The following is a 21604-nucleotide window of genomic DNA, read 5'->3' as shown; positions in this document are numbered from 1 at the left end:
GCGACAGGCGCTCGGCTCAGGCCTGGTGCTTGAGGATGTAGTCGGTCGCGTCGCCGACCGTCTTGAGGGTCTTGACGTCGTCGTCCGGGATCTTCACGTCGAAGCGCTCTTCGGCGGCGACGACGACCTCGACCATGGACAGCGAGTCGACGTCCAGGTCATCGGTGAACGACTTGTCCAGCTCGACGTCCTCGGTCGGGATGCCGGCGATCTCGTTCACGATCTCCGCGAGACCCGCGACGATCTCTTCCTGCGTGGCGGCCATTGCGGCGCTCCTTCATTCGGTGTGTTGCGGTGGAGTACACAGCGTCCGGCTGCTGCCGGGCTGCGAGGGGGCCCTCCCGGCGTCAGCTGGGAGGATCTTGCCTAGGGGAGGGTAACGACCGTGGCTGCGTAGACGAGACCCGCCCCGAAGCCGATGACGAGCGCGGTGTCACCGCTCTTCGCCTGCCCGGTCGCCAACAGCCGCTCCATGGCGAGCGGAATGGAGGCTGCCGAGGTGTTGCCGGTGGTCTCCACGTCGCGGGCGACGATGACGTGCTCCGGCAGCTTGAGGGTCTTGACCATCGAGTCGATGATCCGCATGTTGGCCTGGTGCGGGATGAAGACGTCGAGGTCCTCGGCCTTCACCCCGGCCTCGTCCAGCGCCTTCTGCGCGACCTTGGCCATCTCGAACACGGCCCAGCGGAAGACCGCCTGGCCCTCCTGCGCGATGGCCGGGTACCGCACCTCGTCGGCCGAGGCACCGCGGTACACGTCCCAGGGCAGCGTCTGCGTGATGGTGTCGGCCTTGTCGCCCTCCGAGCCCCAGACCGTGGGGCCGATGGCGGGCTCGTCGGCCGGGCCGACGACGACCGCGCCGGCCCCGTCGCCGAACAGGAACGCGGTGGCCCGGTCCTCCCGGTCGGTCAGGTCCGACAGCCGCTCCACGCCGATGACCAGCACGTGCTCCGCGCTGCCCTCCACGACCAGGCCCTTCGCCAGGGTGAGGCCGTAGCCGAAGCCCGCGCAGCCCGCCGAGATGTCGAAGGCGGCCGGCTTGCCGGTGCCCAGCAGATGCGCGATCTCGGTGGCGATGGCCGGGGTCTGCTTGAAGTGCGAGACGGTGGAGACGATCACGGCCCCGATCTGCTCGGGCATCAGCCCGGCGTCCGCGATCGCCTTGCCGCCGGCCTCGACGGCCATCGTGGCGACCGTCTCGTCCGGGCCGGCGAAGTGCCGGGTGGCGATACCGGAGCGGGAGCGGATCCACTCGTCCGACGAGTCGATGTGCTCGAGGATCTCCTCGTTCGGCACCACCCGGGTGGGCCGGTAGCCGCCGACGCCGAGGATCCGCGCGTACGGGGCGCCCTTGCTGGGCCTGATCTTCGCGGTCATGCTCTGGGTGCTCCTATTCGGCCGGGGACACGGCGGCGGGGATTACGGCGTGCTCGGCGACGAGCGCACGCGCCGCGTCGAGATCGTCCGGGGTCTTCAGGGCCAGGTTGACCACACCCGGCAGGGCCCGCTTGGCGATGCCGGTCAGGGTGCCGCCCGGCGTCAGCTCGACCAGCGCCGTCACGCCCAGCTGCTGGAACCGCTCCATGCACAGGTCCCAGCGGACCGGGCTGGAGACCTGGTTCACCAGGCGCTGGATCAGGTCGGCACCGTCCTTGACGACCTCGCCGTCCCGGTTGGAGACGAACGGCAGCCGCGGGTCACCGACCTCCAGGTCCCGTACCGCGGCGTCCAGCGCGGTGACCGCGGGCGCCATGTGGTGGGTGTGGAACGCGCCCGCCACCTTCAGCGGCACCACCCGGCGGGTGCCCTCCGGCTTGTCCTCGGCCAGCGCGGTCAGCTGCTCGGCGGTGCCCGCGGCCACGATCTGCCCGGCGCCGTTGACGTTCGCCGGCGTCAGGCCGAGCTTCTCCAGGTGCGGCAGCACGTGTTCCGGCTCGCCGCCGAGCAGCGCCGCCATGCCGGTCTCGGCGCGGGCGGCGGCCTCGGCCATCGCCAGGCCGCGCTTGCGCACCAGCTCGACGGCGGTCCGCGGGGCCAGCGCGCCCGCCGCGGCGGCCGCGGTCAGCTCGCCGACGCTGTGGCCGGCCACCACGTCGAAGCCACCGGTGAATCCGGTCCCGAACAGCGCCTGAGCCGACACCAGGCCGGCGGCCACCAGCAGCGGCTGGGCCACGGCGGTGTCGCGGATCTCCTCCTCACCGGCTTCGGTGCCGTAGTGGATCAGATCGAGGTCGATGGCGTCCGACCACGCGCGGAGCCGGTCGGCGACACCGGGGAGTTCGAGCCAGGGGGACAGGAAGCCGGGCTTCTGGGCGCCCTGGCCGGGAGCGACGAGTACGAGCACTCTCACACTCTCTCTTGAGGGGGGTCCGGCCCGCCCGTGAGGACAGGGACCAAGAACCGCTGAGGGAATTGTCGGGGCCCTACAAATACCTAACTTTGCGTGTCTCCGTCCGCCAGGCGGCCCAGGATCAGTGCGATACGGAGAGTGAACGCCGACCTGACGTCGGAGGGTGACCAACCGGTGACGTCGGTCACACGTCGCAGCCGGTAGCGCACGGTGTTCGGGTGAACGAAAAGCATCCGGGCCGCGCCTTCCAGACTGCTGGCCTGCTCCAGATAGACGCTCAGTGTTTCGAGTAGTGCAGAGCCGGCCTCCTCCAGCGGTCTGTAGATCTCCTCCACCAATTGCTCGCGTGCGGAAGGGTCTCCCGCCATCGCGCGCTCCGGAAGGAGATCATCCGCCAACACCGGCCGGGGCGCGTCGGGCCACGCCGCACAGGCCTTCAGCCCGGCGGCGGCGGCCTGCGCGGAGCGGGTGGCCGCCAGCAGGTCCGCGACCACCGGCCCGGCCACCACCGGCCCGGCCGCGAACGGCCCGATCAGGGCCTTCGCCGCCTGCAGCGGGTTGTCCGAGCCGCCCGCGATGACCACCAGGCGGTTGCCCAGCACTCCGGTCAGCACCTGGAGCTTGGCATACCGGGAGGCCCGCCGGATCGCCTCCACGGTCAGTTCGCTGTCGCCGTCCGGCGCGGTGCCGAGCACCACCACCACGTGCTCCGGGGAGTTCCAGCCCAGCGCCGCGGCGCGGGACAGCGCGCCCTCGTCCGCCTCCCCGGACAGCACCGCGTTGACCACCAGCGACTCCAGCCGGGCGTCCCAGGCGCCGCGCGCCTCGGCGGCCTGCGCGTACACCTGGGCGGTGGCGAAGGCGATCTCCCGGGCGTACACCAGCAGCGCCTCGCGGAGCACCGACTCGTCGCCCGGCGCCGCCACGTCGTCGATCGCCGACTCCATGACCTCGATGGTGGTGCGCACCATCTCCACGGTCTGGCGGAGCGTGATCGCCCGGGTCAGCTCGCGCGGCGCGGTGCCGAAGACGTCGGTGCTGATCGCCTGCGGGGCCTCCGGCTGCCGGAACCACTCGGTGAAGGCGGCGATGCCGGCCTGCGCCACCAGCCCGATCCAGGACCGGTTCTCCGGGGGCATGGCGCGGTACCACGGCAGCTGCTCGTCCATCCGGGCGATGGCGCTGGCGGCCAGCTTCCCGGAGGACTTCTCCAGGCGGCGCAGGGTCGCGGAGTGCGGGTGGGCGTTGTGGGGCGCGGGTTCAGGCACGAGGACAAGCCTGCCTCATCGGGACGAGTGCTCGTGTGGGTGCCCCGGCCACCGGGGACTACGGTGGGGTCCGTGATGTGGGTGCAACGCGCTGGTGAGCGCTTCCGCGGCGGCGACGACGCGGGGGTCGACACCCGCCACGCCTTCTCCTTCTCCGGCTTCTACGACCCGGACAACGTGCGGTTCGGGCTGCTGGTGGCGTGCAACGAGGAGCGGCTCGCACCGGGCGCCGGTTTCGCGGAGCACCCGCACCGCGATGTGGAGATCGTCACGTGGGTGGTGGCGGGCGAGCTGACCCACGAGGACTCCACCGGGCGGCGCACCGTGGTCCGCCCCGGCGATCTGCAGCGGCTGAGCGCGGGCCGCGGGGTGCGGCACACGGAACGGAACACCGGCTCCGAACCGCTGCGCTTCGTGCAGATGTGGCTGAGCCCGGCGGAGTTCGGCGGCGAGCCGGAGTACGAGGTGGTGCGCCGGCTGCCGGAGGCCGCCCCCTACCCGCTGCCGCGGGCCGACGCGGTGCTCCATGTGCACCGCCCGGCGGCCGGGCAGCGGACACCGCTGCCCGCCGCGCCCTGGGTGTACGCGCACGTGGTGCGCGGGACGGTGGACATCGCCGGGGAACGCCTCGGCCCCGGCGACGCGGCCCGGGTCGCCGACGCGGCCGGGCTGGACGCCGAGGCGGTCGGCGCGGCCGAGTTCCTGGTGTGGGAGATGGCCTCCGAGCCGGTCTACGGCTGACCGCCGCGCCGGGCCGCGGCCACCGGGCCGGGCCGGCCGGAACACGGGCCGGTCCGGGCCGGCAGGTCCACGGGGGAGGCCCGGCCGGGCTCGGCCCGGTTCGACCCGCCGGGCTCGGCCCGGCTCGGCCGGGTTGGACCCCGCCCGGCTCAGCCCAGTTCGGCCAGGACCGCCTCGGTCAGCTTCGGCCAGGCCGCCACCGCCCACTCGCCGAACGCGCGGTCCGCGAGGGCCACGCAGGCCGCTCCGGCCTCCGGGTCGACCCAGAGGAACGTCCCGGACTGCCCGAAGTGGCCGTAGGTGCGGGGTGACGAGGACGCGCCGGTCCAGTGCGGCGACTTGGCGCCGCGGATCTCGAAGCCCAGCCCCCAGTCGTTGGGCTTCTGGTTGCCGTAGCCGGGCAGCACGCCGTTCAGCCCGGGGAACACCACCGAGGTCGCCTCCGCCACGGTCGGCGCCGACAGCAGCCGCGGGGACTGGAGCTCCGCCGCGAACCGCACCAGGTCCGCCACGGTGGAGACGCCGTCCTTGGCGGGCGAGCCGGGCAGTTCGGTCGCGGCCATGCCCAGCGGCTCCAGCACCGCCTCCCGCAGATAGTCGGCGAACGGGATCTCGGTGGCCCGGGCGAGGTGGTCGCCGAGCACCTCGAACCCCGCGTTGGAGTAGATCCGCCGGGTGCCCGGGGCCGCCATGACCCGGTGCTCGTCGAAGGCGAGCCCGGAGGTGTGGGCCAGCAGATGGCGGACGGTGGAACCGTCCGGGCCGGCCGGCTCGTCCAGCTCGACGGCGCCCTCCTCGACCGCCACCAGCACCGCGTAGGCGGCCAGCGGCTTGGTCACCGACGCGAGCGGGAACCGGTGCGCCGTGGGGCCGTACGATCCGGGGACGGTGCCGTCGGCCCGTACCACGGCGGCCGCCGCCGTGGTCACCGGCCAGTTCTCGATCATCCGCAGGCTCTCCATGGCCCTGAGCCTAACTCGTACAAGAGAACGTCAAATCCGCGCTTGCCTGGAGTGCGCTCCAACTCTCTAGCGTTGATCAGGTCGTGAGGGAACAGCACCCGGACCCGCGAAGAGGTGAAGCGGTCATGACCGTGACGGAGACCGTGATCGAGAGCATGCCCGTCCCGCTGAGTCTGTGCCTGACACCGGTGCCGCACCCGCGGCCGACCGGGCAGGACCGGTACACCATCAGCGAGGTCGCGGCGCACACCGGAATGTCGGCGGACACCCTGCGCTGGTACGAGCGCATCGGGCTGATGCCGCACGTGGACCGCAACCACACCGGGCAGCGCCGCTTCACCAACCGCGATCTGGACTGGCTGGCCCTCGTCGGCAAGCTCCGGCTGACCGGCATGCCGGTCGCGGACATGGTCCGCTACGCCGAGCTGGTGCGGGAGGGGAAGAGCAGCTACCCCGCACGCGAGGAACTGCTGACCGCGCACCGGGAGGCGGTGCGGCAGCGGATCGCCGAGCTGCAGGGCACGCTCGAAGTCCTCGACTACAAGATCGATGTCTACGCGGACGCCCGACGGGCGTCGGAGAGGGCCTGAGGTACACCACATGACCGACAGCGCACAGACCGGCGGGCAGCCGGAGCCGATCGCGACCGCGACGCTGGGCACGGGGGGACCCCGGGTCGGTGTGCAGGGGCTGGGCTGCATGGGCATGTCCAACGCCTACGGGCCGACCGACGAGCGGGAGGCCCGGGCCACCCTGGAACACGCCCTGGACCTGGGGGTCACCCTCTTCGACACCGCCGACATCTACGGCTTCGGACGGAACGAGGAGTTCCTCGCCCCGTTCCTCCGGGTCCACCGGGACCGGGTGGTGCTGGCCACCAAGTTCGCCATCGCGCGGCGCGAGGACGATCCGTCCTACCAGGAGATCCGGAACGACCGGGGGTACATCCGCCAGTCGATCGAGGGCAGCCTGCGGCGGCTGGGCGTGGACCACGTCGACCTGTACTACATGCACCGCCGCAACCTCGACGTGCCGATCGAGGAGACGGTCGGCGCGATGGCCGAGCTGGTGGCCGAGGGCAAGGTCCGGCACCTGGGGCTGAGCGAGGTCTCCGGCGGCGAACTGCGGGCCGCCGCGGCGGTGCATCCGATCGCCGCCGTGCAGTCGGAGTGGTCGCTGTTCAGCCGGGACGTGGAGGAGAACGTGGTGGCCGCGGCCCGGGAGCTGGGCGTGGCGTTCGTGCCCTACTCCCCGCTCGGCCGCGGCTTCCTCACCGGGGCGTTCACCCAGGCCGAGACGGAGCTGTCGGCGGACGACTGGCGGCGCACCCAGCCGCGCTTCACCGGGGAGAACGCGGCGGCCAACGCCGCGCTGCTGGCCCCGGTCCGGCGGATCGCCGAGGAGCGCGGGGTGAGCCTGGCCCAGGTGGCGATGGCCTGGGTGCAGCAGCGGGCCGAGGTGCACGGGCTGACCGTGGTGCCGATCCCGGGCACCCGCAGGCGCGGCCGGCTGGCGGAGAACACCGCCGCGACCCGGCTGCGGCTGACCGCGGAGGAGCTGGCCCGGCTGGAGCCGATCGCCGGCCGGGTGGCCGGCGGCCGGTACGCCGACATGGGGTTCACCTCGGCGGGCCGGGAGTAGCCCGGCGGCCCGGCCGTACCGGCCCGCCAGGGGCCGGGCGGGCCCTCCGCGAGGGAGCCCCGCGGCGCCGGGCCGGCGCCCTGGACCGCCGGGCGGGCGTCCGCACCGCCGGGCGGGAGCCCTGGACCCCCCGGGCGGGTGTGCGGGGTCCACCGGGCGGGCGCCCTGGAGCCCACCGGGCGGGTGCGCGGGACCGCCGGGCCGGCGGCCGCGGCCCGCGGCCCGCTAGAGCTCCGCGAGGAGCTGCGCCTTCTTCGTGCTGAACTCGTCGTCGGTCAGCAGCCCCGCGGTGTGCAGCTCGCCGAGCTGGCGGATCCGGTCGGCGATCTCGGCCGCCCCGCTGCGCGGGGCCACCGTGACCCGGGCCGCGGGCTGCTCCGGGGTCAGCGCCGGGCCCGCGGGGCTCGCGGCCCGGACCGCCTCCAGCACCGCCGCGGCGAACGGCAGCGACTCGTGGACCAGGCCGTACCCCATGCCGAAGACCACGGCGGCGGGGTCCTGGTCCGCGGGCGGCCGCGCGGCCCCGGCGGTCCGCGGGCCGTCCTCGCGGAGCAGCTGGAGGTAGCCGTTGTAGACCTCCGGCGAGCGCCACTCGACGCCGCTCAGCTCCTCCACGGCGAACCGCTGGTCCCCCACCTTCCACTTCGCCGAGGAGGCCCCGGTCCAGAACCAGCGGAAGGTCACCGAGGTACCGTCGAAGGACGCCTTGCCGTCGTACGCCTTGAAGGTCATCGGCGGCGCGGGCGCCGCGACCAGCTGCCGCTCGGCGGGCTGGTCCGCGCGCGGGTCCAGGGCCGCGCGTATCTCGTCGGCGTAGTACTCGGCGAGCGTCTCCCGCTGGACGGGGAGCACCAGCCGGTACGGGTCGCAGCCCTCCTTGAGCTGGCCGTCGGCCGCGTCCATCAGCGGATCGGCGCCGGGCCGGGGCACGGCGCGCAGCACCACCGTGCCGCGCTTGCCGGGAGTGAGCTCCACCCCGGCCAGCGCCTCGTACGGGACGCGGCGTTCACCGAGCGTCTGGAGCAACTTCGGTGTGCGGATCCCCCGTTCGAAGCGGATGAGCACGGAGTCGGTGTCGAACTCCCAGACGGTGTGGAAACCCGCCAGCACATCACCCATGCGGCTCATCGTATGCGGCGGCGGCCCGCCCGTCCCCCTTTGGTGCACTACGCGCGTCAAAACGCCTATTCGGTCATGCGCTCGGCGAGGTGCCGCAGTCGGCACGGTCCGCGCAGGTCACCGACCGTACGTCACCGATACCGATCCTGGCGAAGTTGCGGACGCTCTCGGTGCCGGGGGTGAAGTAGCCGGAGTGCCCCTCGGCCCGGGCGGCGGAGAGCCGGCGGGCCCCGAACCCCTCGCCCATCGGGTCGGCGCCGTGCCCCAGACCGCCCAGGGTCAGGTTGGGCACGTCCTCGATCCAGTCGTCCGCGTCCCGCATCGCCCACACCCGCGCGGTGGTGCCGAAGTCCGAGACGTGCCCGGCGCGCATCCCCGGGCTGCCCGCCACCGCTATGTCGGTCACCGAGGGGGACAGCTCGCGGGCGGCCACCCCGCAGAGCACCGAGCCGTAGCTGTGGCACAGCAGCGACACCCGCGCCCGCTCCGGCAGCCCCTTGACCATGGCCCGCAGCCGCAGGGCGCCCTCGGCGGCGAGCTTGCCGGTGGCGGCGTCCAGTCCGGTGCCCACCGGAGCGGTGTAGTCGGCCCAGGCGATCACCGCGTACCCGCCGCGGGGCCGCATGGCCCGCTCGGCGGAGTAGACGGCCCGGGCCATCCCGACCGGCGCGGTGTAGGCGCGCCGGGTCTTCTGGAAGGTGAGGATGTTGGTGTCCACGCCGGGCACCACCACCGCCACGTGCCGGGCGCGGGACAGATCGCCGAAGACCTCCGCGGCCCGTCCGGGGCCGGCCGGGTCGAAGGCGAGTATCTGCCGGCCGCCGCCGAGCATCGAGGTGTAGCGGTGCATCCGCCGTCCCGCCTCCCGGCGCCCGAACGGGGTGAGGGAGGAGTCGTCCATCCGCTGCCGCTCGACCTGCCGGGCGCGCTGCAGCGCCAGCCGGTTGGCCCGGTACCGCAGGGGGACCGGAGCGCCGTTGAGATTGCCCACGACGAGCGGGTAGCGGCGGGCGAGCCGGTCCCGCTGCACCGGGCTGAGCGTGTCGAAGAACCGCGTCAGCTGCCGGGGCGGGGCGTACGGGTCGGGGAGCCGGTGCCCGTCGATGCTCCCGGTCCGCCAGGCGGCCAGCGCCGCGGCCCGCGGATCGGTGTTCCCCGGCTGTCTGATCGCGGTCCACCCGGTGGTGGCCAGCAGGACGAACACCACGGCCAGGGCGAGCAGCGTGCGCCAGGCGGTGGTGGTGGGGGAGGGGGAGTCGAGCTCCGGGAAGGAAGTCACCGCGGGACACCCTAGGAGACACCCACCAGCGACTGGAAAACGCGTGACTCATCTCACGTTTGAAAACAGTCAATTGAGTATCTCGTCATGGTTTATCGGTAACTGGCAAGAAATATCCTTTCTGCTCCAGTCTTCCAGGAGCGCGGGCCCCAGTTGCGCCAACTGCTCGGCCGCTATCGCGCGCAGCGCCTCCAGGGAGTGGTCCGGGCCCTCGCCCCAGATCCGCCCGGCGACCCGGATCACCCCGCTCAACGCCGCCACCACCAGGCGCGGCCGGGGGTCGGCGTCCACGTCCAGCCCCTCCCGGCGGGCGATCTCGCAGGCCAGCCGCTCCTCCATCTCGGCGGCGCGGCGCAGATGCACCGCGAGCAGGGCCGGGGTGGACTCGATCAACTGGTACATGCGCAGATGCAGATCGATGGGCACCACGGTCTCTATGGCGTCACCGAAGCTCTCCCAGGCGGAGAGCGCGGCGTGCCGCAGGGCGGTGAACGGTGCCTCGTCGGCGGGTCGCGCGCACAGCGAGGCGAGTATGTGAGCGTCCGTCACATCCTGTACGGCGAAGGCCACTTCCTCCTTGTTGCTGAAATAGCGGAAGAAGGTGCGCTGGGAGACGTCCACGGCGGCGGCGATCTCGTCCACCGTCGTGTGCTCGTAGCCCTGCTCGGTGAACAGCTCCAGCGCCGCTCTGGTCAGGGAGTTGCGGGTACGCAGCTTCTTGCGTTCGCGGAGTCCCACCGGGACTGTTGCCTGCTCGGTCGGCACGTGTCGGTCTCTCTTCCAGCCGCGGAACGGGGTGGTCACCATACCCACCGGTGAGCCGTCGGTGACCCTCCGAAGCACCAGTCGGCGGGAACCGTCCGTCAACCCGGCGGGGGCGGCGGCGCGCCCCGCCGGCACCGCCCCCTATCCGGGTGGAGCGTGATCACCGGTCTTGAGCAGGGCCGGAGCCGGCCGACAGGCTGCCTCCCGTCCGCACCGCGGGCCTTCGACACACCGAACACGGGGAGAACCGACCATGCGCGCCCTCATCACCACGACCGCCGTCGCCGCCGCTCTGACCGCCCTGCCGGCCGCCCTGGCGCCGGCCCCGTCGCTCGCCGCCACCGCCACCGCGCGCGACGGCGACTGCGCCGCCGGAGAGCTGTGCCTGTGGGAGAAGACCGGGTTCCGGGGCGCCCGGCACACCCACGAGCTCGCCGGCACCGACATCGAGAGCTGTGTGCCGCTGCCGCGCGGCGTCACCGCCGCCTCGCTCGCCAACCGCACCGGGCGCCCGGTCACCACGTACCAGAGCGCCGAGTGCGCGGAGACGGGCGAGTTCGACACCTACCCGTCGGGCAGCTGGGCTCCCGAGCCGCCGTACCGCATCCGGGCGTTCAAGATCTGGGAGAGCTGACCGGCGGCACCCCGGGCGGCGGCCGCCCCGGGCGCCGGCCGGCATCGTCGGAGACGACCGGGCGGTCGTCCGGCCCGCGGGTTTCCGGCCACCGGGGCCCGGTCGTCGGGCCTCGCCGCCGACCGGAACCGGCCGGGGCCCCGGGCCGCACCCGAGGGTGCGGCCCGGGGCCCCGGTCCTGTGTGTTCCGACCGGTTACCGGCTCAGGCGTCGCCGCCCGCGGCGCCCGGGTCGGCCGCCGCCACGTCGAGCAGCTGGTAGCGGTCGATGGCCTGCTTCAGCACCGAGCGGTCCACCTTGCCCTCCTTGGCCAGCTCGGTGAGGACCGCCAGCACCACCGACTCCGCGTCGATGTGGAAGAAGCGGCGAGCCGCCCCGCGGGTGTCCGCGAAGCCGAAGCCGTCGGCGCCCAGCGACTGGTAGGCGCCCGGCACCCAGCGCGCGATCTGGTCCGGCACCGCCCGCATCCAGTCCGAGACGGCGACCTTGGGGCCCTCGGCGCCGGTGAGCGCGCGGGTCACGTACGGCACGCGCTGCTCCTCCTCGGGGTGGAGCAGGTTGTACTCCTCCGTCTCGACGGCGTCCCGGCGCAGCTCGTTCCACGAGGTCGCCGACCAGACGTCCGCCTTGACGTCCCACTCCTCGGCGAGGATGCGCTGGGCCTCGAGCGCCCACGGCACCGCGACACCGGAGGCGAGGATCTGCGCCGGGATCGCGCCCTTCTCGGCCGCCTTGAAGCGGTACAGGCCCTTGAGGATGCCCTCGGTGTCCACGTTCTCCGGCTCGGCCGGGTGCCGGATCGGCTCATTGTAGACGGTCAGGTAGTAGAAGACGTCCTCGCCGTGCGGGTGCTCCGGCGACGCGCCGTACATCCGGCGCAGGCCGTCCTGCACGATGTGCGCGATCTCGAAGCCGAACGCCGGGTCGTAGGCCACCACGGCGGGGTTGGTCGAGGCGAGCAGCTGCGAGTGGCCGTCCGCGTGCTGGAGGCCCTCACCGGTCAGGGTCGTCCGGCCGGCGGTCGCACCCAGCACGAAACCGCGCGCCAGCTGGTCGGCCATCTGCCAGAACTGGTCACCGGTCCGCTGGAAACCGAACATCGAGTAGAAGACGTAGACCGGGATCAGCGGCTCGCCGTGCGTGGCGTGCGCGGAGCCCGCCGCGATCAGCGACGCGGTGCAGCCCGCCTCGGAGATGCCGTCGTGCAGCATCTGGCCGGTCGGCGACTCCTTGTAGGCGAGCAGCAGCTCGCGGTCGACCGCCTCGTAGGTCTGGCCCAGCGGGTTGTAGATCTTCGCCGACGGGAAGAGCGAGTCCATGCCGAAGGTGCGGTACTCGTCCGGCGCGATCGGCACGAAGCGCTTGCCGATCCCCTTGTCCCGCATCAGGTCCTTCAGCAGCCGCACGAACGCCATGGTGGTGGCGATCTGCTGCTGGCCGGAGCCCTTCTTCAGCGCGGCGTAGGTGGAGTCGGCCGGCAGGTCCAGCGGCTTGGACCGCACCACGCGGGTCGGCACGTAGCCGCCCAGCGCCTTGCGGCGGTCGTGCATGTACTGGAGCTCTTCGGAGTTCTGACCCGGGTGGTAGTACGGCGGCAGGCCGGACTCCAGCTCCTTGTCGGCGATCGGCAGGTGCAGCCGGTCCCGGAAGCGCTTGAGGTCGTCGACCGTCAGCTTCTTCATCTGGTGGGTCGCGTTGCGGCCCTCGAAGTTCGGACCCAGCGTCCAGCCCTTGACGGTCTGCGCCAGGATCACCGTCGGCTGGCCCTTGTGCGCCTTGGCCGCCGCGTACGCCGCGTAGATCTTCTTGTGGTCGTGACCGCCGCGGCCCAGGTGCAGGATCTGGTCGTCGGTCATGTTCTCGACCATCTTGCGCAGCCGCTGGTCGTCACCGAAGAAGTGGTCCCGGATGTACGCGCCGGTCTCGGTGGCGTACGTCTGGAACTGACCGTCCGGGGTGGTGTTCAGCTTGTTGACCAGGATGCCGTCGCGGTCCTGGGCCAGCAGCGGGTCCCAGGTGCGGTCCCAGACCAGCTTGATCACGTTCCAGCCGGCACCGCGGAACTGCGACTCCAGCTCCTGGATGATCTTGCCGTTGCCGCGCACCGGGCCGTCCAGCCGCTGCAGGTTGCAGTTGACCACGAAGGTCAGGTTGTCCAGGCCCTCGCGCGCCGCCAGCGACAGCTGGCCCAGCGACTCCGGCTCGTCCATCTCGCCGTCGCCCAGGAACGCCCAGACGTGGCTGCGGGAGGTGTCGGCGATGCCGCGCGCCTCCATGTAGCGGTTCATCCGCGCCTGGTAGATGGCGCCGAGCGGGCCCAGGCCCATGGAGACGGTCGGGAACTCCCAGAAGTCCGGCATCGACCGCGGGTGCGGGTAGCTGGACAGGCCGTAGGGGGCCCTCGACTTCTCCTGGCGGAACGCGTCCAGCTGCTGCTCGCTGAGCCGGTCCAGCAGGTAGGCGCGGGCGTAGACGCCCGGCGAGGCGTGGCCCTGGAAGAAGATCTGGTCGCCGCCGTCGCCCTGGTCCTTGCCGCGGAAGAAGTGGTTGAAGCCCACGTCGTACAGCGAGGCGGAGGAGGCGAACGTGGCGATGTGACCGCCGACGCCGATGCCGGGCCGCTGGGCCCGGGAGACCATCACCGCCGCGTTCCAGCGGGTCGCGTTGAGGATCTTGCGCTCGATCTCCTCGTTGCCGGGGAAGAACGGCTCGTCCTTGGTGGCGATGGTGTTGACGTAGTCCGTGCTGCGCATCTCGGGCACCGCGACCCGCTTCTCGCGGGCGCGCTCGATCAGGCGGAGCATGAGGTAGCGGGCGCGTTCCCGGCCCCGCTCGTCGACGGCGGCGTCGAGCGAGTCGAGCCATTCCCGGGTCTCTTCGGGATCGAAGTCGGGGACCTGGCTGGGAAGGCCGCCAATGATGATCGGGTTGCGATCGGATCCGGAAGCCACGCTGTTCCTTCGCTGTTTCGGTGGTGCCGTGCACACGGTGGATTCGTGCTCTGCTGTCGCGCCGGTCTCCATCGTGTACCTCGGGTACGGGGTACGTCATCTCTACCGAGTGGTAACCACCACTCTGTGAGACTGGCGCCGCGCGCCCGGTCGGCCGGCGGCGGCCAAATCGCAACCTTACGCCCACAAGGGGAGTCCCCCGCGTACGGCCGTTCGGCCGCAGCCGTCGTAATCTGGCCACAGAAGTTCACAAAAGCCGCGGAACGCTGTGGTGTGAATCACCAGGGGCCTCGCGGAGGCGATGCGAGTTGCGGTGAGAGCGCCGCATCCGTCACCGTTTCGGCGGTCTCCGCGGCCGGGTACTTGCGCGATCCGCCCGGCACGTGTGGACTACGCCCAATGCCTCGCGTACGCGCGGGGTCCAGACCACATTCATGAAACGTGACAGGAGGACATCCGTGAGCGCGACCGCGGACCACGCGGAGGAGCGGACCAACCCGGCGGCCAAGCTGGGGTTCGAGCCCGGACAGGTGGTCCAGGAGATCGGCTACGACGATGACGTCGATCAGGATCTCCGCGAAGGCATCGAGTCCGTCATCGGCCAGGATCTCGTCGACGAGGACTACGAGGACGTGGCCGACGTCGTCCTGCTGTGGTTCCGGGACGAGGACGGTGACCTGACGGACGCGCTGGTGGATGCCATCGGCCTGCTCGACGAGGGCGGCCTGATCTGGCTGATGACCCCCAAGACCGGGCGCGACGGCTACATCGAGCCGAGCGACATCAGCGATGCCGCCCAGACCGCGGGTCTGTCCCAGACCAAGAGCATCAACGCCGCCAAGGACTGGTCGGGCAGCCGCCTGGTCGCCCCCAAGCGCTGAGAGGCCGGCGACGCCGAGGCGGACCCGCCCGATGAGCCCCCTTCCCGAAAACGGTCCCCCGCGCCCGACGCGGCCGGGGGGCCGCGTCGGAAGGGGGCTCACGCGCGTAGGGTGGTCGCGATCCGTAGCGACCGATGCGAAGGGATGGCTTCCATGGCGATAGAGGCCGGTACGAAGGCCCCGGATTTCGAGCTGAAGAACCAGCACGGAGAGACGGTGCGTCTCGCCGACTTCCGCGGCGAGAAGAACGTCGTGCTGCTCTTCTACCCGTTCGCCTTCACCGGTGTCTGCACCGGTGAGCTGTGCGCGCTCCGTGACCAGCTGCCCACGTTCGTCAACGACGACGTGCAGCTGCTCGCGGTCTCGTGCGACTCGCCGTTCTCGCTGCGCGTCTTCGCCGAGCAGGAGGGTCTGGAGTACCCGCTGCTGTCGGACTTCTGGCCGCACGGCGAGACGAGCCGCGCCTACGGCGTCTTCGACGAGGAGAAGGGCTGCGCGGTGCGCGGCACCTTCGTGATCGACAAGGAGGGCGTGGTGCGCTGGACGGTCGTCAACGGCCTGCCGGACGCCCGCGACCTGAACGACTACGTCAAGGCGCTCGAAAGCCTGTAATCCGGGGGGAACCCCTCACTAGGATCGACTCGTTGATCCGATGGCAAACGCAATGGGGGCACACCGTGCTCCTGACGAACCTTTATTGGGAGGACTCGTGGGAGTCAGCCTCAGCAAGGGCGGCAACGTCTCGCTGACCAAGGAAGCGCCGAACCTGACCGCGGTGATCGTCGGTCTGGGCTGGGACGCCCGTACCACCACTGGCACTGACTTCGACCTCGACGCCAGTGCCATCCTGACGAACCCGGAGGGGAAGGTCTCCAGCGACCAGAACTTCGTGTTCTTCAACAACCTCAAGAGCCCCGACGGCTCCGTGGAGCACACCGGTGACAACATCACCGGTGAGGGCGAGGGCGACGACGAGCAGATCAAGGTGAACCTGGCCGGCGTCCCGGCCGATGTCGCCAAGATCGTGTTCCCGGTGTCCATCTACGACGCCGAGACCCGCCAGCAGAGCTTCGGTCAGGTGCGCAACGCCTTCATCCGCGTGGTGAACCAGGCCGACAACACCGAGCTGGCCCGCTACGACCTGAGCGAGGACGCCTCCACCGAGACCGCCATGGTCTTCGGTGAGCTCTACCGCCACGGCGCCGAGTGGAAGTTCCGGGCCGTCGGCCAGGGCTACGCCTCGGGCCTGCGGGGCATCGCGCAGGACTTCGGCGTCAACGTCTGACCCGCATCTCATCCGTACATCGCTACGGCCGCATGAAACCGGCGCCGCACACCTGATCACACAGGGGTGCGGCGCCGGGCGTGCTTGATCCGCGCACCGACCCGGGGAGGAAAAAGGATCATGGGCGTCACGCTCGCCAAGGGGGGCAACGTCTCCCTCTCGAAGGCCGCGCCGAATCTCACCAAGGTGCTGATAGGCCTCGGCTGGGACGCGCGCTCCACCACCGGAGCCCCGTTCGACCTGGACGCCAGCGCACTGCTGTGCCGGTCCGGCCGGGTGCTCGGCGACGAGTACTTCGTCTTCTACAACAACCTCACCAGCCCCGAGGGCTCGGTGGAGCACACCGGCGACAACCTCACCGGCGAGGGCGACGGCGACGACGAGTCGATCGCGGTGGACCTGTCCGCCGTCCCGGCGCAGGTCGACAAGATCGTCTTCCCGGTCTCGATCCATGAGGCGGACGCCAGGGGGCAGGCGTTCGGGCAGGTCAGCAACGCCTTCATCCGGGTGGTGAACCAGGCGGACGGCAATGAGCTGGCCCGCTACGACCTCTCCGAGGACGCCTCCGGTGAAACAGCGATGATCTTCGGCGAGCTCTACCGCCACAACGGCGAATGGAAGTTCCGGGCTGTCGGGCAAGGGTACGCCTCGGGGCTGCGTGGAATCGCTCTAGACTTCGGGGTCAATGTGTCGTAAAGCCGCGAAAGGCGCGGGGCAGACCCCTCACGAAGAAGGATTGGGAAGCCAGTGCTCCTGAAAACCTTTGGCTGGTCGTTCGCCGTCACGGTGGCCGGCCTGGCCCTGGCCGGCGTCCTCTGGGGGTGGAAGGGGCTCGCGATCGTCGGGATCCTCTCGATCCTGGAGATCTCGCTCTCGTTCGACAATGCCGTGATCAACGCCGGCATCCTGCGGAAAATGAATGCCTTCTGGCAGAAGATCTTCCTCACCGTCGGCATTCTGATCGCCGTCTTCGGCATGCGTCTCGTCTTCCCGATCCTCATCGTCGCCGTCACCGCGAAGCTGGGGCCGATCGAGGCCATCGACCTCGCCATCAACGACAAGGACCAGTACGAGCACCTGGTCACCGCCGCGCACCCGGCGATCGCCGCCTTCGGCGGCATGTTCCTGTTGATGATCTTCCTCGACTTCATCCTCGAGGAGCGCGACATCAAGTGGCTGGCGTGGATCGAGCGCCCGCTGGCCAAACTCGGCAAGCTGGAGACGCTGTCCATCGTCGTCGCGCTGAGCGCGCTGCTCATCACCGCCAGCACCCTCGCCGAGGACGTGGCGCCCGGCGGCGGCGACAAGTCCGCCACCGTCCTGCTCTCCGGGGTCGCAGGTCTGCTCACCTACCTGGTGGTCGGCGGCATCTCCGGCTACTTCGAGGCCAAGCTGGAGGACGAGGAGGAGGCGGCCGACGAAGCCGCGGCCAAGCAGGCCCGGGCCGGGAACGGCACCACCGCCGTCGGCCTCGCCGGCAAGGCCGCCTTCTCCCTCTTCCTCTACCTGGAAGTGATCGACGCGTCCTTCTCCTTCGACGGTGTCATCAGCGCCTTCGCCATCACCAACGACATCTTCGAGATGGCCCTGGGCCTCGGTATCGGCGCCATGTACATCCGGTCGCTGACCGTCTTCCTGGTCCGCAAGGGGACCCTGGACGACTACGTCTACCTGGAGCACGGCGCGCACTACGCCATCGGCGCGCTCGCCGTCATCCTGCTGATCACCATCAAGTTCGAGATCAGCGAGGTCATCACCGGTCTGATCGGAGTGCTGCTGATCATCGCCTCGTACTGGTCGTCGGTGGTCCGCAACCGCCGCGAGGCGGCAGCCGGCGACGGGCCCTCCGGGAAGGAAGTGTCCTCCGGAGTGTGACCCCCGTCGGGGTGTGACAGCGGCACGATTGAGGAACGCTCAGAGCGGGGCGGCCGGGAGGGTTCACCTCCCGGCCGCCCCGAGGCGATCGGACCGGGGACGACGCCGGCGGCATACCGCCGGCAGGGTGGGGGTGGACGACAGTGGGGTTCTTCAGCAACTGGGGCCGTGGCCCGGCGCACGACTTCGACAGCGGGGGCGCGACGGGCGCGGTCGCCCTGACCAAACGGCGCCCTACCATCTCGCTGGCCAAACAGGGCGCGGCCGGCGGCAACCTGCGCATCAACCTGTCCTGGCGGATGCGCACCTCGGACTTCGGCACCGGCCGGCGCGGGTTCGACCAGAGCACCCTGCGCAACCCGCTGAAGATGTTCAAGCCCGAAATGGTGCAGGCCCAGGGGCCGGCGATGGTCAACGTCGACCTGGACCTGGCCTGCATGTACGAACTCGAGAACGGCAGCAAGGGTGTGGTGCAGCCGCTGGGCGACTTCTTCGGCGCCCTCAACTCCGCGCCGTACGTCCAGCTGAGCGGCGACGACCGGTTCGGCTCCGGCTCCGGCGAGACGATCTACGTCAACATGGACCACCACGAGGACATCAAGCGGCTGCTGGTGTTCGTCTACATCTACGACGGCACGCCCGCCTTCGACCGCACGCAGGCCGTCGTGACGCTCTTCCCCAGCAACGGCCCCCGGATCGAGATCTCCCTGGACGAGCGCGCGCCGGAGGCCCGCTCCTGCGCCGTGGTGATGATCGAGAAGGTCAAGGGCGAGATGATGGTGCGCCGCGAGGTGAAGTACGTCTACGGCTTCCAGGCCGAACTCGACCGGCTGTACGGCTGGGGCCTGCAGTGGGGCCGCGGCTACAAGCAGAAGGTCTGACGACCCGGCCCCGGCCGCGCAGTGGTCGGACCCGACGCGACCTGACGCGACGCTGCCCGCGGCCCGTCCGTGCCCTGGTGGGCGGCCAAGGCCCGACGGCGCGACGCGGCTCGACCCGGCCGCGGTCGTGCCGCCGCCCGGTGCGGGAGCGAGGGCGGGCGGGGCGACCGCGGGCCCGCGCCGCCGCCCGTGCCGCGCGGCCCGGCCCCGGCCGCGCCCCGCGGCGCTCGCCCCCGGCGCCGGTCGCCACCGCGCCGGGGCGCCCCGGCCCACCACCCGGCGGGCCGGGCGCGGTGCGGGCCGGGCGCGGCCGTCGCCGGTGCGGGCGGTCAGCGCTTCTGGAACTGCGGCCCCTGCGGCGGCAGGGTGAACGACGGGTCGGGCAGCGGCGGCGCCACCGGCTGGGCCTGCTGCGGATACCCGTACGCCGGGTGCGGCGGATAGCCGTAGGCCGGCTGCGGGGGCTGCGTCGGCTGCGGATAGCCGTAACCGGGCACCGGCTGCGGGGGAGCGGTGGGCGGCGGCGGCACCTGCGGGTAGCCGTAGCCCGAGCCGGCCGGCTGGGCCGCCGGAGCCCACGCCCCGTCACTGTATCCAGGGCCGGGCGGAACCGCCGGAGCGGCCGGCGGCTCGGCCGGCGGGCGCGGCGTCGGCTGGGTGACGGCCGACGGCTCCGGCGCGGGCGGCGACTGGGCCGGCGGGGCGGTCGGCGCCGGCCGCTGCCGGGTGACCGCGGGCTGCTCCGGCGCCGGCGGGGCCACCCCGTCCGGCTCCCCGTCGTCGACCGAGATGCCGAACTCGGTGGCCAGGCCGACCAGTCCGGACTCGTACCCCTGGCCCAGCGCCCGGAACTTCCACGTCTCGCCGCGCCGGTACAGCTCGCCGCAGATCATCGCGGTCTCCCGGCCGGTCTCCGCGGCCACCGGGAAGACGGCGATCGGGTCGGCGGCCGCCGCGGCCGAGGCGTCGTACAGCAACACCGTCAGATCCCGCACCAGGCCGAACGGACCGCCGTCCGCGGAGGCGGCGAGCACCACCCGCTCCACCCCGGCGTCCAGCCCGCCCAGGTCCGCCTCGATGGTGTCGGTCAGCCCCTCCGCCACCCGCTTCTTGGGCAGGTGCCGGACCATCCCCGAGGGATGTCTGGGCTGGTTGTAGAAGACGAAGTCCTCGTCCGAGCGCACACGGCCGTCGGCCAGCAGCAGCGCCGACGCGTCCACGTCCGGCACGTCCGCGCCGGGAGCCCAGCGCAGCACGGCCCGCACCGCCGTGGTGTCCAGCGGGATGTTCGATCCCTTCAGCATCGTGTGCGTCATGTCCGCAATCCTGCCTTCTCCCGGGTGCCCGGTACAACGCAGGGTGCCGGGTGGAACCACGGTGCGTGGACGGCCGGCCGCGGCCGCCGGGGCGCTCCCCGGCCCGGGCCACCCTGACGACGCCTGCGAGTAACTTGTTCTTCACACCCGGCGGGAACTCTGGACCCGGCCCTGGACGTACGATTATCGGCCATGCTCACGACCGCCCGGTTCGTGGGAGTCAATCGCTCGGTCACGGCGGCACAGGGAGATACATGCGGCATTTCGGTCACCTGTCGGCTGCGGTGCGGAGGGACCTGTTCCACCGCGAGCCTGGTGAGTTCACCTTGCACTCACCGGCCCGCACTCTCGCCACCGCGCTCGGCGCCACCCTCTACAGCCCCGCGACCCGGCCCCGTCTCGCCGACGACATCGTCAAACAAGCAGGTCGCGGCGTTGTGTCCATGGTGCTCTGCCTGGAGGACTCCATCGACGACGCCGAGGTCGGGGACGCCGAGGACAACCTGGTGCGCCAGTTCGCCGACCTGCTGGCCCGCCCCGCCGGCGATGCGCTGCCGCTGCTGTTCATCCGCGTCCGCACCCCCGAGCAGATCACCGAACTCGTCCGGCGGCTCGGCCCGGCCGTCAGCCTGCTGTCCGGATTCGTACTCCCCAAGTTCACCGAAGAGCGCGGCGTTCCCTTCATGGAAGCCCTGATATCCGCCGAGACGCCGGACATCGCCCGAGAGCTCGGCGGACGGCGCCTGTTCGCCATGCCCGTCCTCGAATCGCCGGAACTGCTCCACCTGGAGACCCGCACCGAGACGCTCGGCGGCATCGCCCGCACCGTCGACAAGTACCGGGACCGGATCCTGGCACTGCGGCTGGGCGTCACCGACTTCTGCTCCGCCTACGGGCTGCGCCGGGCACCCGACATGACCGCCTACGACGTGCAGCTGATCGCCGGAGTCATCTCCGATGTGGTCAACGTGCTGGGCCGGGCCGACGGAACCGGGTTCACCGTGACCGGACCGGTGTGGGAGTACTTCAAGCCCCACGAGCGGATGTTCAAGCCGCAGCTGCGGCGCAGCCCCTTCACCGGCTCCGCCGAGGCGCTGCGCACCGCGCTGATCGAGCACGACATGGACGGTCTGCTGCGCGAGATCGAACTGGACCGCGCCAACGGACTGCAGGGCAAGACCTGCATACACCCCACCCATGTGTCCCTGGTGCACGCCCTGTCGGTGGTGAGCCACGAGGAGTTCAGCGACGCCACCGACATCCTCGGCCCGGAGCGCAGCGGCGGCGGCGTCCTCCGCTCCGCCTACACCAACAAGATGAACGAGGTGAAGCCGCACCGCGCCTGGGCCGAGCGCATCATGCTGCGCGCCGAGGCGTTCGGGGTGGCCCGCGAGGACGTGAGCTTCGTGGAACTGCTCGGCGCGGGACTGCGGACCGCATGAGCACGGCGGCGGACGGAGCGCGCGGGACCGCGGACCCCGCGGGCCCGGCGGCGGACGGAGCGCGCGGCGCCACGGACCCCGCGGGCACGGCGGCGGATCGGACGGACGGGACCGGGCAGCGGATGGGCGGCCCGACGAAGAAGGAGGCGGCGACGGTGACGGACGGCGTGCGGAACCACCCGACGGACGGCCCGGCCGGCGGCGCGGCGGACGA

At 71.6% G+C, this 21604-nt stretch carries 21 protein-coding genes; 11 read left to right on the top strand and 10 right to left on the bottom strand.

Features of this window, described 5'->3' with window-relative positions:
* Positions 1-16: 16 nt before the first annotated feature.
* The 4 genes from ACH4B3_RS11890 to ACH4B3_RS11875 form a co-directional block, all read right to left on the bottom strand.
* On the bottom strand, positions 17-265 hold the full coding sequence (locus tag ACH4B3_RS11890; RefSeq protein WP_398462648.1) for an acyl carrier protein: 249 nt from the start codon (positions 263-265) through the stop codon (positions 17-19).
* Positions 266-366: 101 nt separating this feature from the next.
* Positions 367-1377 carry a ketoacyl-ACP synthase III gene (locus ACH4B3_RS11885; protein ID WP_398462647.1) on the bottom strand — a complete coding sequence of 337 codons (1011 nt, stop codon included), beginning with the start codon at positions 1375-1377 and terminating at the stop codon, positions 367-369.
* Positions 1378-1390: 13 nt separating this feature from the next.
* Positions 1391-2344 (bottom strand): ACP S-malonyltransferase, encoded by a 954-nt coding sequence (locus ACH4B3_RS11880; RefSeq protein ID WP_398462646.1) that lies wholly within the window; start codon positions 2342-2344, stop codon positions 1391-1393.
* Positions 2345-2433: 89 nt separating this feature from the next.
* Positions 2434-3618, bottom strand: coding sequence for a PucR family transcriptional regulator (locus tag ACH4B3_RS11875; RefSeq protein WP_398462645.1), 1185 nt, complete (start codon positions 3616-3618; stop codon positions 2434-2436).
* 75 nt (positions 3619-3693) lie between these two features.
* Here ACH4B3_RS11875 and ACH4B3_RS11870 point away from each other — a divergent pair, with 75 nt between their 5' ends.
* A complete protein-coding gene (locus ACH4B3_RS11870) occupies positions 3694-4359 on the top strand; it encodes a pirin family protein (protein WP_398462760.1) in 666 nt (221 codons plus the stop codon).
* Positions 4360-4508: 149 nt separating this feature from the next.
* On the opposite strand, the gene ACH4B3_RS11865 is transcribed toward ACH4B3_RS11870, so the two are convergent.
* Positions 4509-5321 (bottom strand): serine hydrolase domain-containing protein, encoded by an 813-nt coding sequence (locus ACH4B3_RS11865; RefSeq protein ID WP_398462644.1) that lies wholly within the window; start codon positions 5319-5321, stop codon positions 4509-4511.
* A gap of 125 nt (positions 5322-5446) precedes the next feature.
* Between ACH4B3_RS11865 and ACH4B3_RS11860 the strand changes: the two genes are divergently transcribed.
* Positions 5447-5911 (top strand): MerR family transcriptional regulator, encoded by a 465-nt coding sequence (locus tag ACH4B3_RS11860; RefSeq protein WP_398462643.1) that lies wholly within the window; start codon positions 5447-5449, stop codon positions 5909-5911.
* A 10-nt stretch (positions 5912-5921) separates the two neighbouring features.
* Positions 5922-6962: an aldo/keto reductase gene (locus tag ACH4B3_RS11855; RefSeq protein WP_398462642.1), complete on the top strand. Its 1041-nt coding sequence runs from the start codon at positions 5922-5924 to the stop codon at positions 6960-6962.
* Between the two features lie 225 nt (positions 6963-7187).
* On the opposite strand, the gene ACH4B3_RS11850 is transcribed toward ACH4B3_RS11855, so the two are convergent.
* The 3 genes from ACH4B3_RS11850 to ACH4B3_RS11840 all read right to left on the bottom strand — a co-directional run bounded on the left by ACH4B3_RS11850 (position 7188) and on the right by ACH4B3_RS11840 (position 10167).
* On the bottom strand, positions 7188-8081 hold the full coding sequence (locus ACH4B3_RS11850; protein WP_398462641.1) for a DUF4429 domain-containing protein: 894 nt from the start codon (positions 8079-8081) through the stop codon (positions 7188-7190).
* Between the two features lie 73 nt (positions 8082-8154).
* Positions 8155-9360, bottom strand: a complete 1206-nt coding sequence (locus tag ACH4B3_RS11845; RefSeq protein ID WP_398462640.1) for an alpha/beta hydrolase — start codon at positions 9358-9360, stop codon at positions 8155-8157.
* A gap of 69 nt (positions 9361-9429) precedes the next feature.
* Positions 9430-10167, bottom strand: coding sequence for a TetR family transcriptional regulator (locus ACH4B3_RS11840; protein WP_398462639.1), 738 nt, complete (start codon positions 10165-10167; stop codon positions 9430-9432).
* A 211-nt stretch (positions 10168-10378) separates the two neighbouring features.
* On the opposite strand from ACH4B3_RS11840, the gene ACH4B3_RS11835 reads away from it, so the two are divergent.
* The gene (locus ACH4B3_RS11835) at positions 10379-10759 is read left to right on the top strand and encodes a peptidase inhibitor family I36 protein (RefSeq protein WP_398462638.1); all 381 of its coding nucleotides are present in this window, start codon (positions 10379-10381) and stop codon (positions 10757-10759) included.
* A 203-nt stretch (positions 10760-10962) separates the two neighbouring features.
* Here ACH4B3_RS11835 and aceE read toward each other — a convergent pair whose 3' ends face one another.
* Entirely contained in the window at positions 10963-13710 is a 2748-nt protein-coding gene (gene aceE, locus ACH4B3_RS11830; protein WP_398462637.1) for a pyruvate dehydrogenase (acetyl-transferring), homodimeric type, read from the bottom strand.
* A gap of 458 nt (positions 13711-14168) precedes the next feature.
* Here aceE and ACH4B3_RS11825 point away from each other — a divergent pair, with 458 nt between their 5' ends.
* The 6 genes from ACH4B3_RS11825 (at position 14169) to ACH4B3_RS11800 (ending at position 18632) form a co-directional block, all read left to right on the top strand.
* Positions 14169-14591 (top strand): DUF3052 domain-containing protein, encoded by a 423-nt coding sequence (locus ACH4B3_RS11825; protein WP_398462636.1) that lies wholly within the window; start codon positions 14169-14171, stop codon positions 14589-14591.
* A 153-nt stretch (positions 14592-14744) separates the two neighbouring features.
* Positions 14745-15203: a peroxiredoxin gene (locus ACH4B3_RS11820; RefSeq protein ID WP_398462635.1), complete on the top strand. Its 459-nt coding sequence runs from the start codon at positions 14745-14747 to the stop codon at positions 15201-15203.
* Between the two features lie 97 nt (positions 15204-15300).
* On the top strand, positions 15301-15876 hold the full coding sequence (locus tag ACH4B3_RS11815) for a TerD family protein (protein WP_398462634.1): 576 nt from the start codon (positions 15301-15303) through the stop codon (positions 15874-15876).
* Positions 15877-15996: 120 nt separating this feature from the next.
* Positions 15997-16572 (top strand): TerD family protein, encoded by a 576-nt coding sequence (locus tag ACH4B3_RS11810; protein WP_398462633.1) that lies wholly within the window; start codon positions 15997-15999, stop codon positions 16570-16572.
* 51 nt (positions 16573-16623) lie between these two features.
* Entirely contained in the window at positions 16624-17751 is a 1128-nt protein-coding gene (locus tag ACH4B3_RS11805) for a DUF475 domain-containing protein (RefSeq protein WP_398462632.1), read from the top strand.
* Between the two features lie 143 nt (positions 17752-17894).
* Positions 17895-18632, top strand: a complete 738-nt coding sequence (locus ACH4B3_RS11800) for a Tellurium resistance (protein ID WP_398462631.1) — start codon at positions 17895-17897, stop codon at positions 18630-18632.
* Between the two features lie 329 nt (positions 18633-18961).
* Here ACH4B3_RS11800 and ACH4B3_RS11795 read toward each other — a convergent pair whose 3' ends face one another.
* On the bottom strand, positions 18962-19948 hold the full coding sequence (locus ACH4B3_RS11795; RefSeq protein WP_398462630.1) for a TerD family protein: 987 nt from the start codon (positions 19946-19948) through the stop codon (positions 18962-18964).
* A gap of 254 nt (positions 19949-20202) precedes the next feature.
* On the opposite strand from ACH4B3_RS11795, the gene ACH4B3_RS11790 reads away from it, so the two are divergent.
* A complete protein-coding gene (locus ACH4B3_RS11790) occupies positions 20203-21390 on the top strand; it encodes an HpcH/HpaI aldolase/citrate lyase family protein (RefSeq protein WP_398462629.1) in 1188 nt (395 codons plus the stop codon).
* The last annotated feature ends 214 nt before the right edge of the window (positions 21391-21604 follow it).

It is taken from the genome of Streptomyces sp. NPDC018031 (assembly GCF_044327625.1).
Lineage (GTDB): Bacteria > Actinomycetota > Actinomycetes > Streptomycetales > Streptomycetaceae > Streptomyces.
This window is presented reverse-complemented; position numbering and strand designations above follow the sequence as displayed.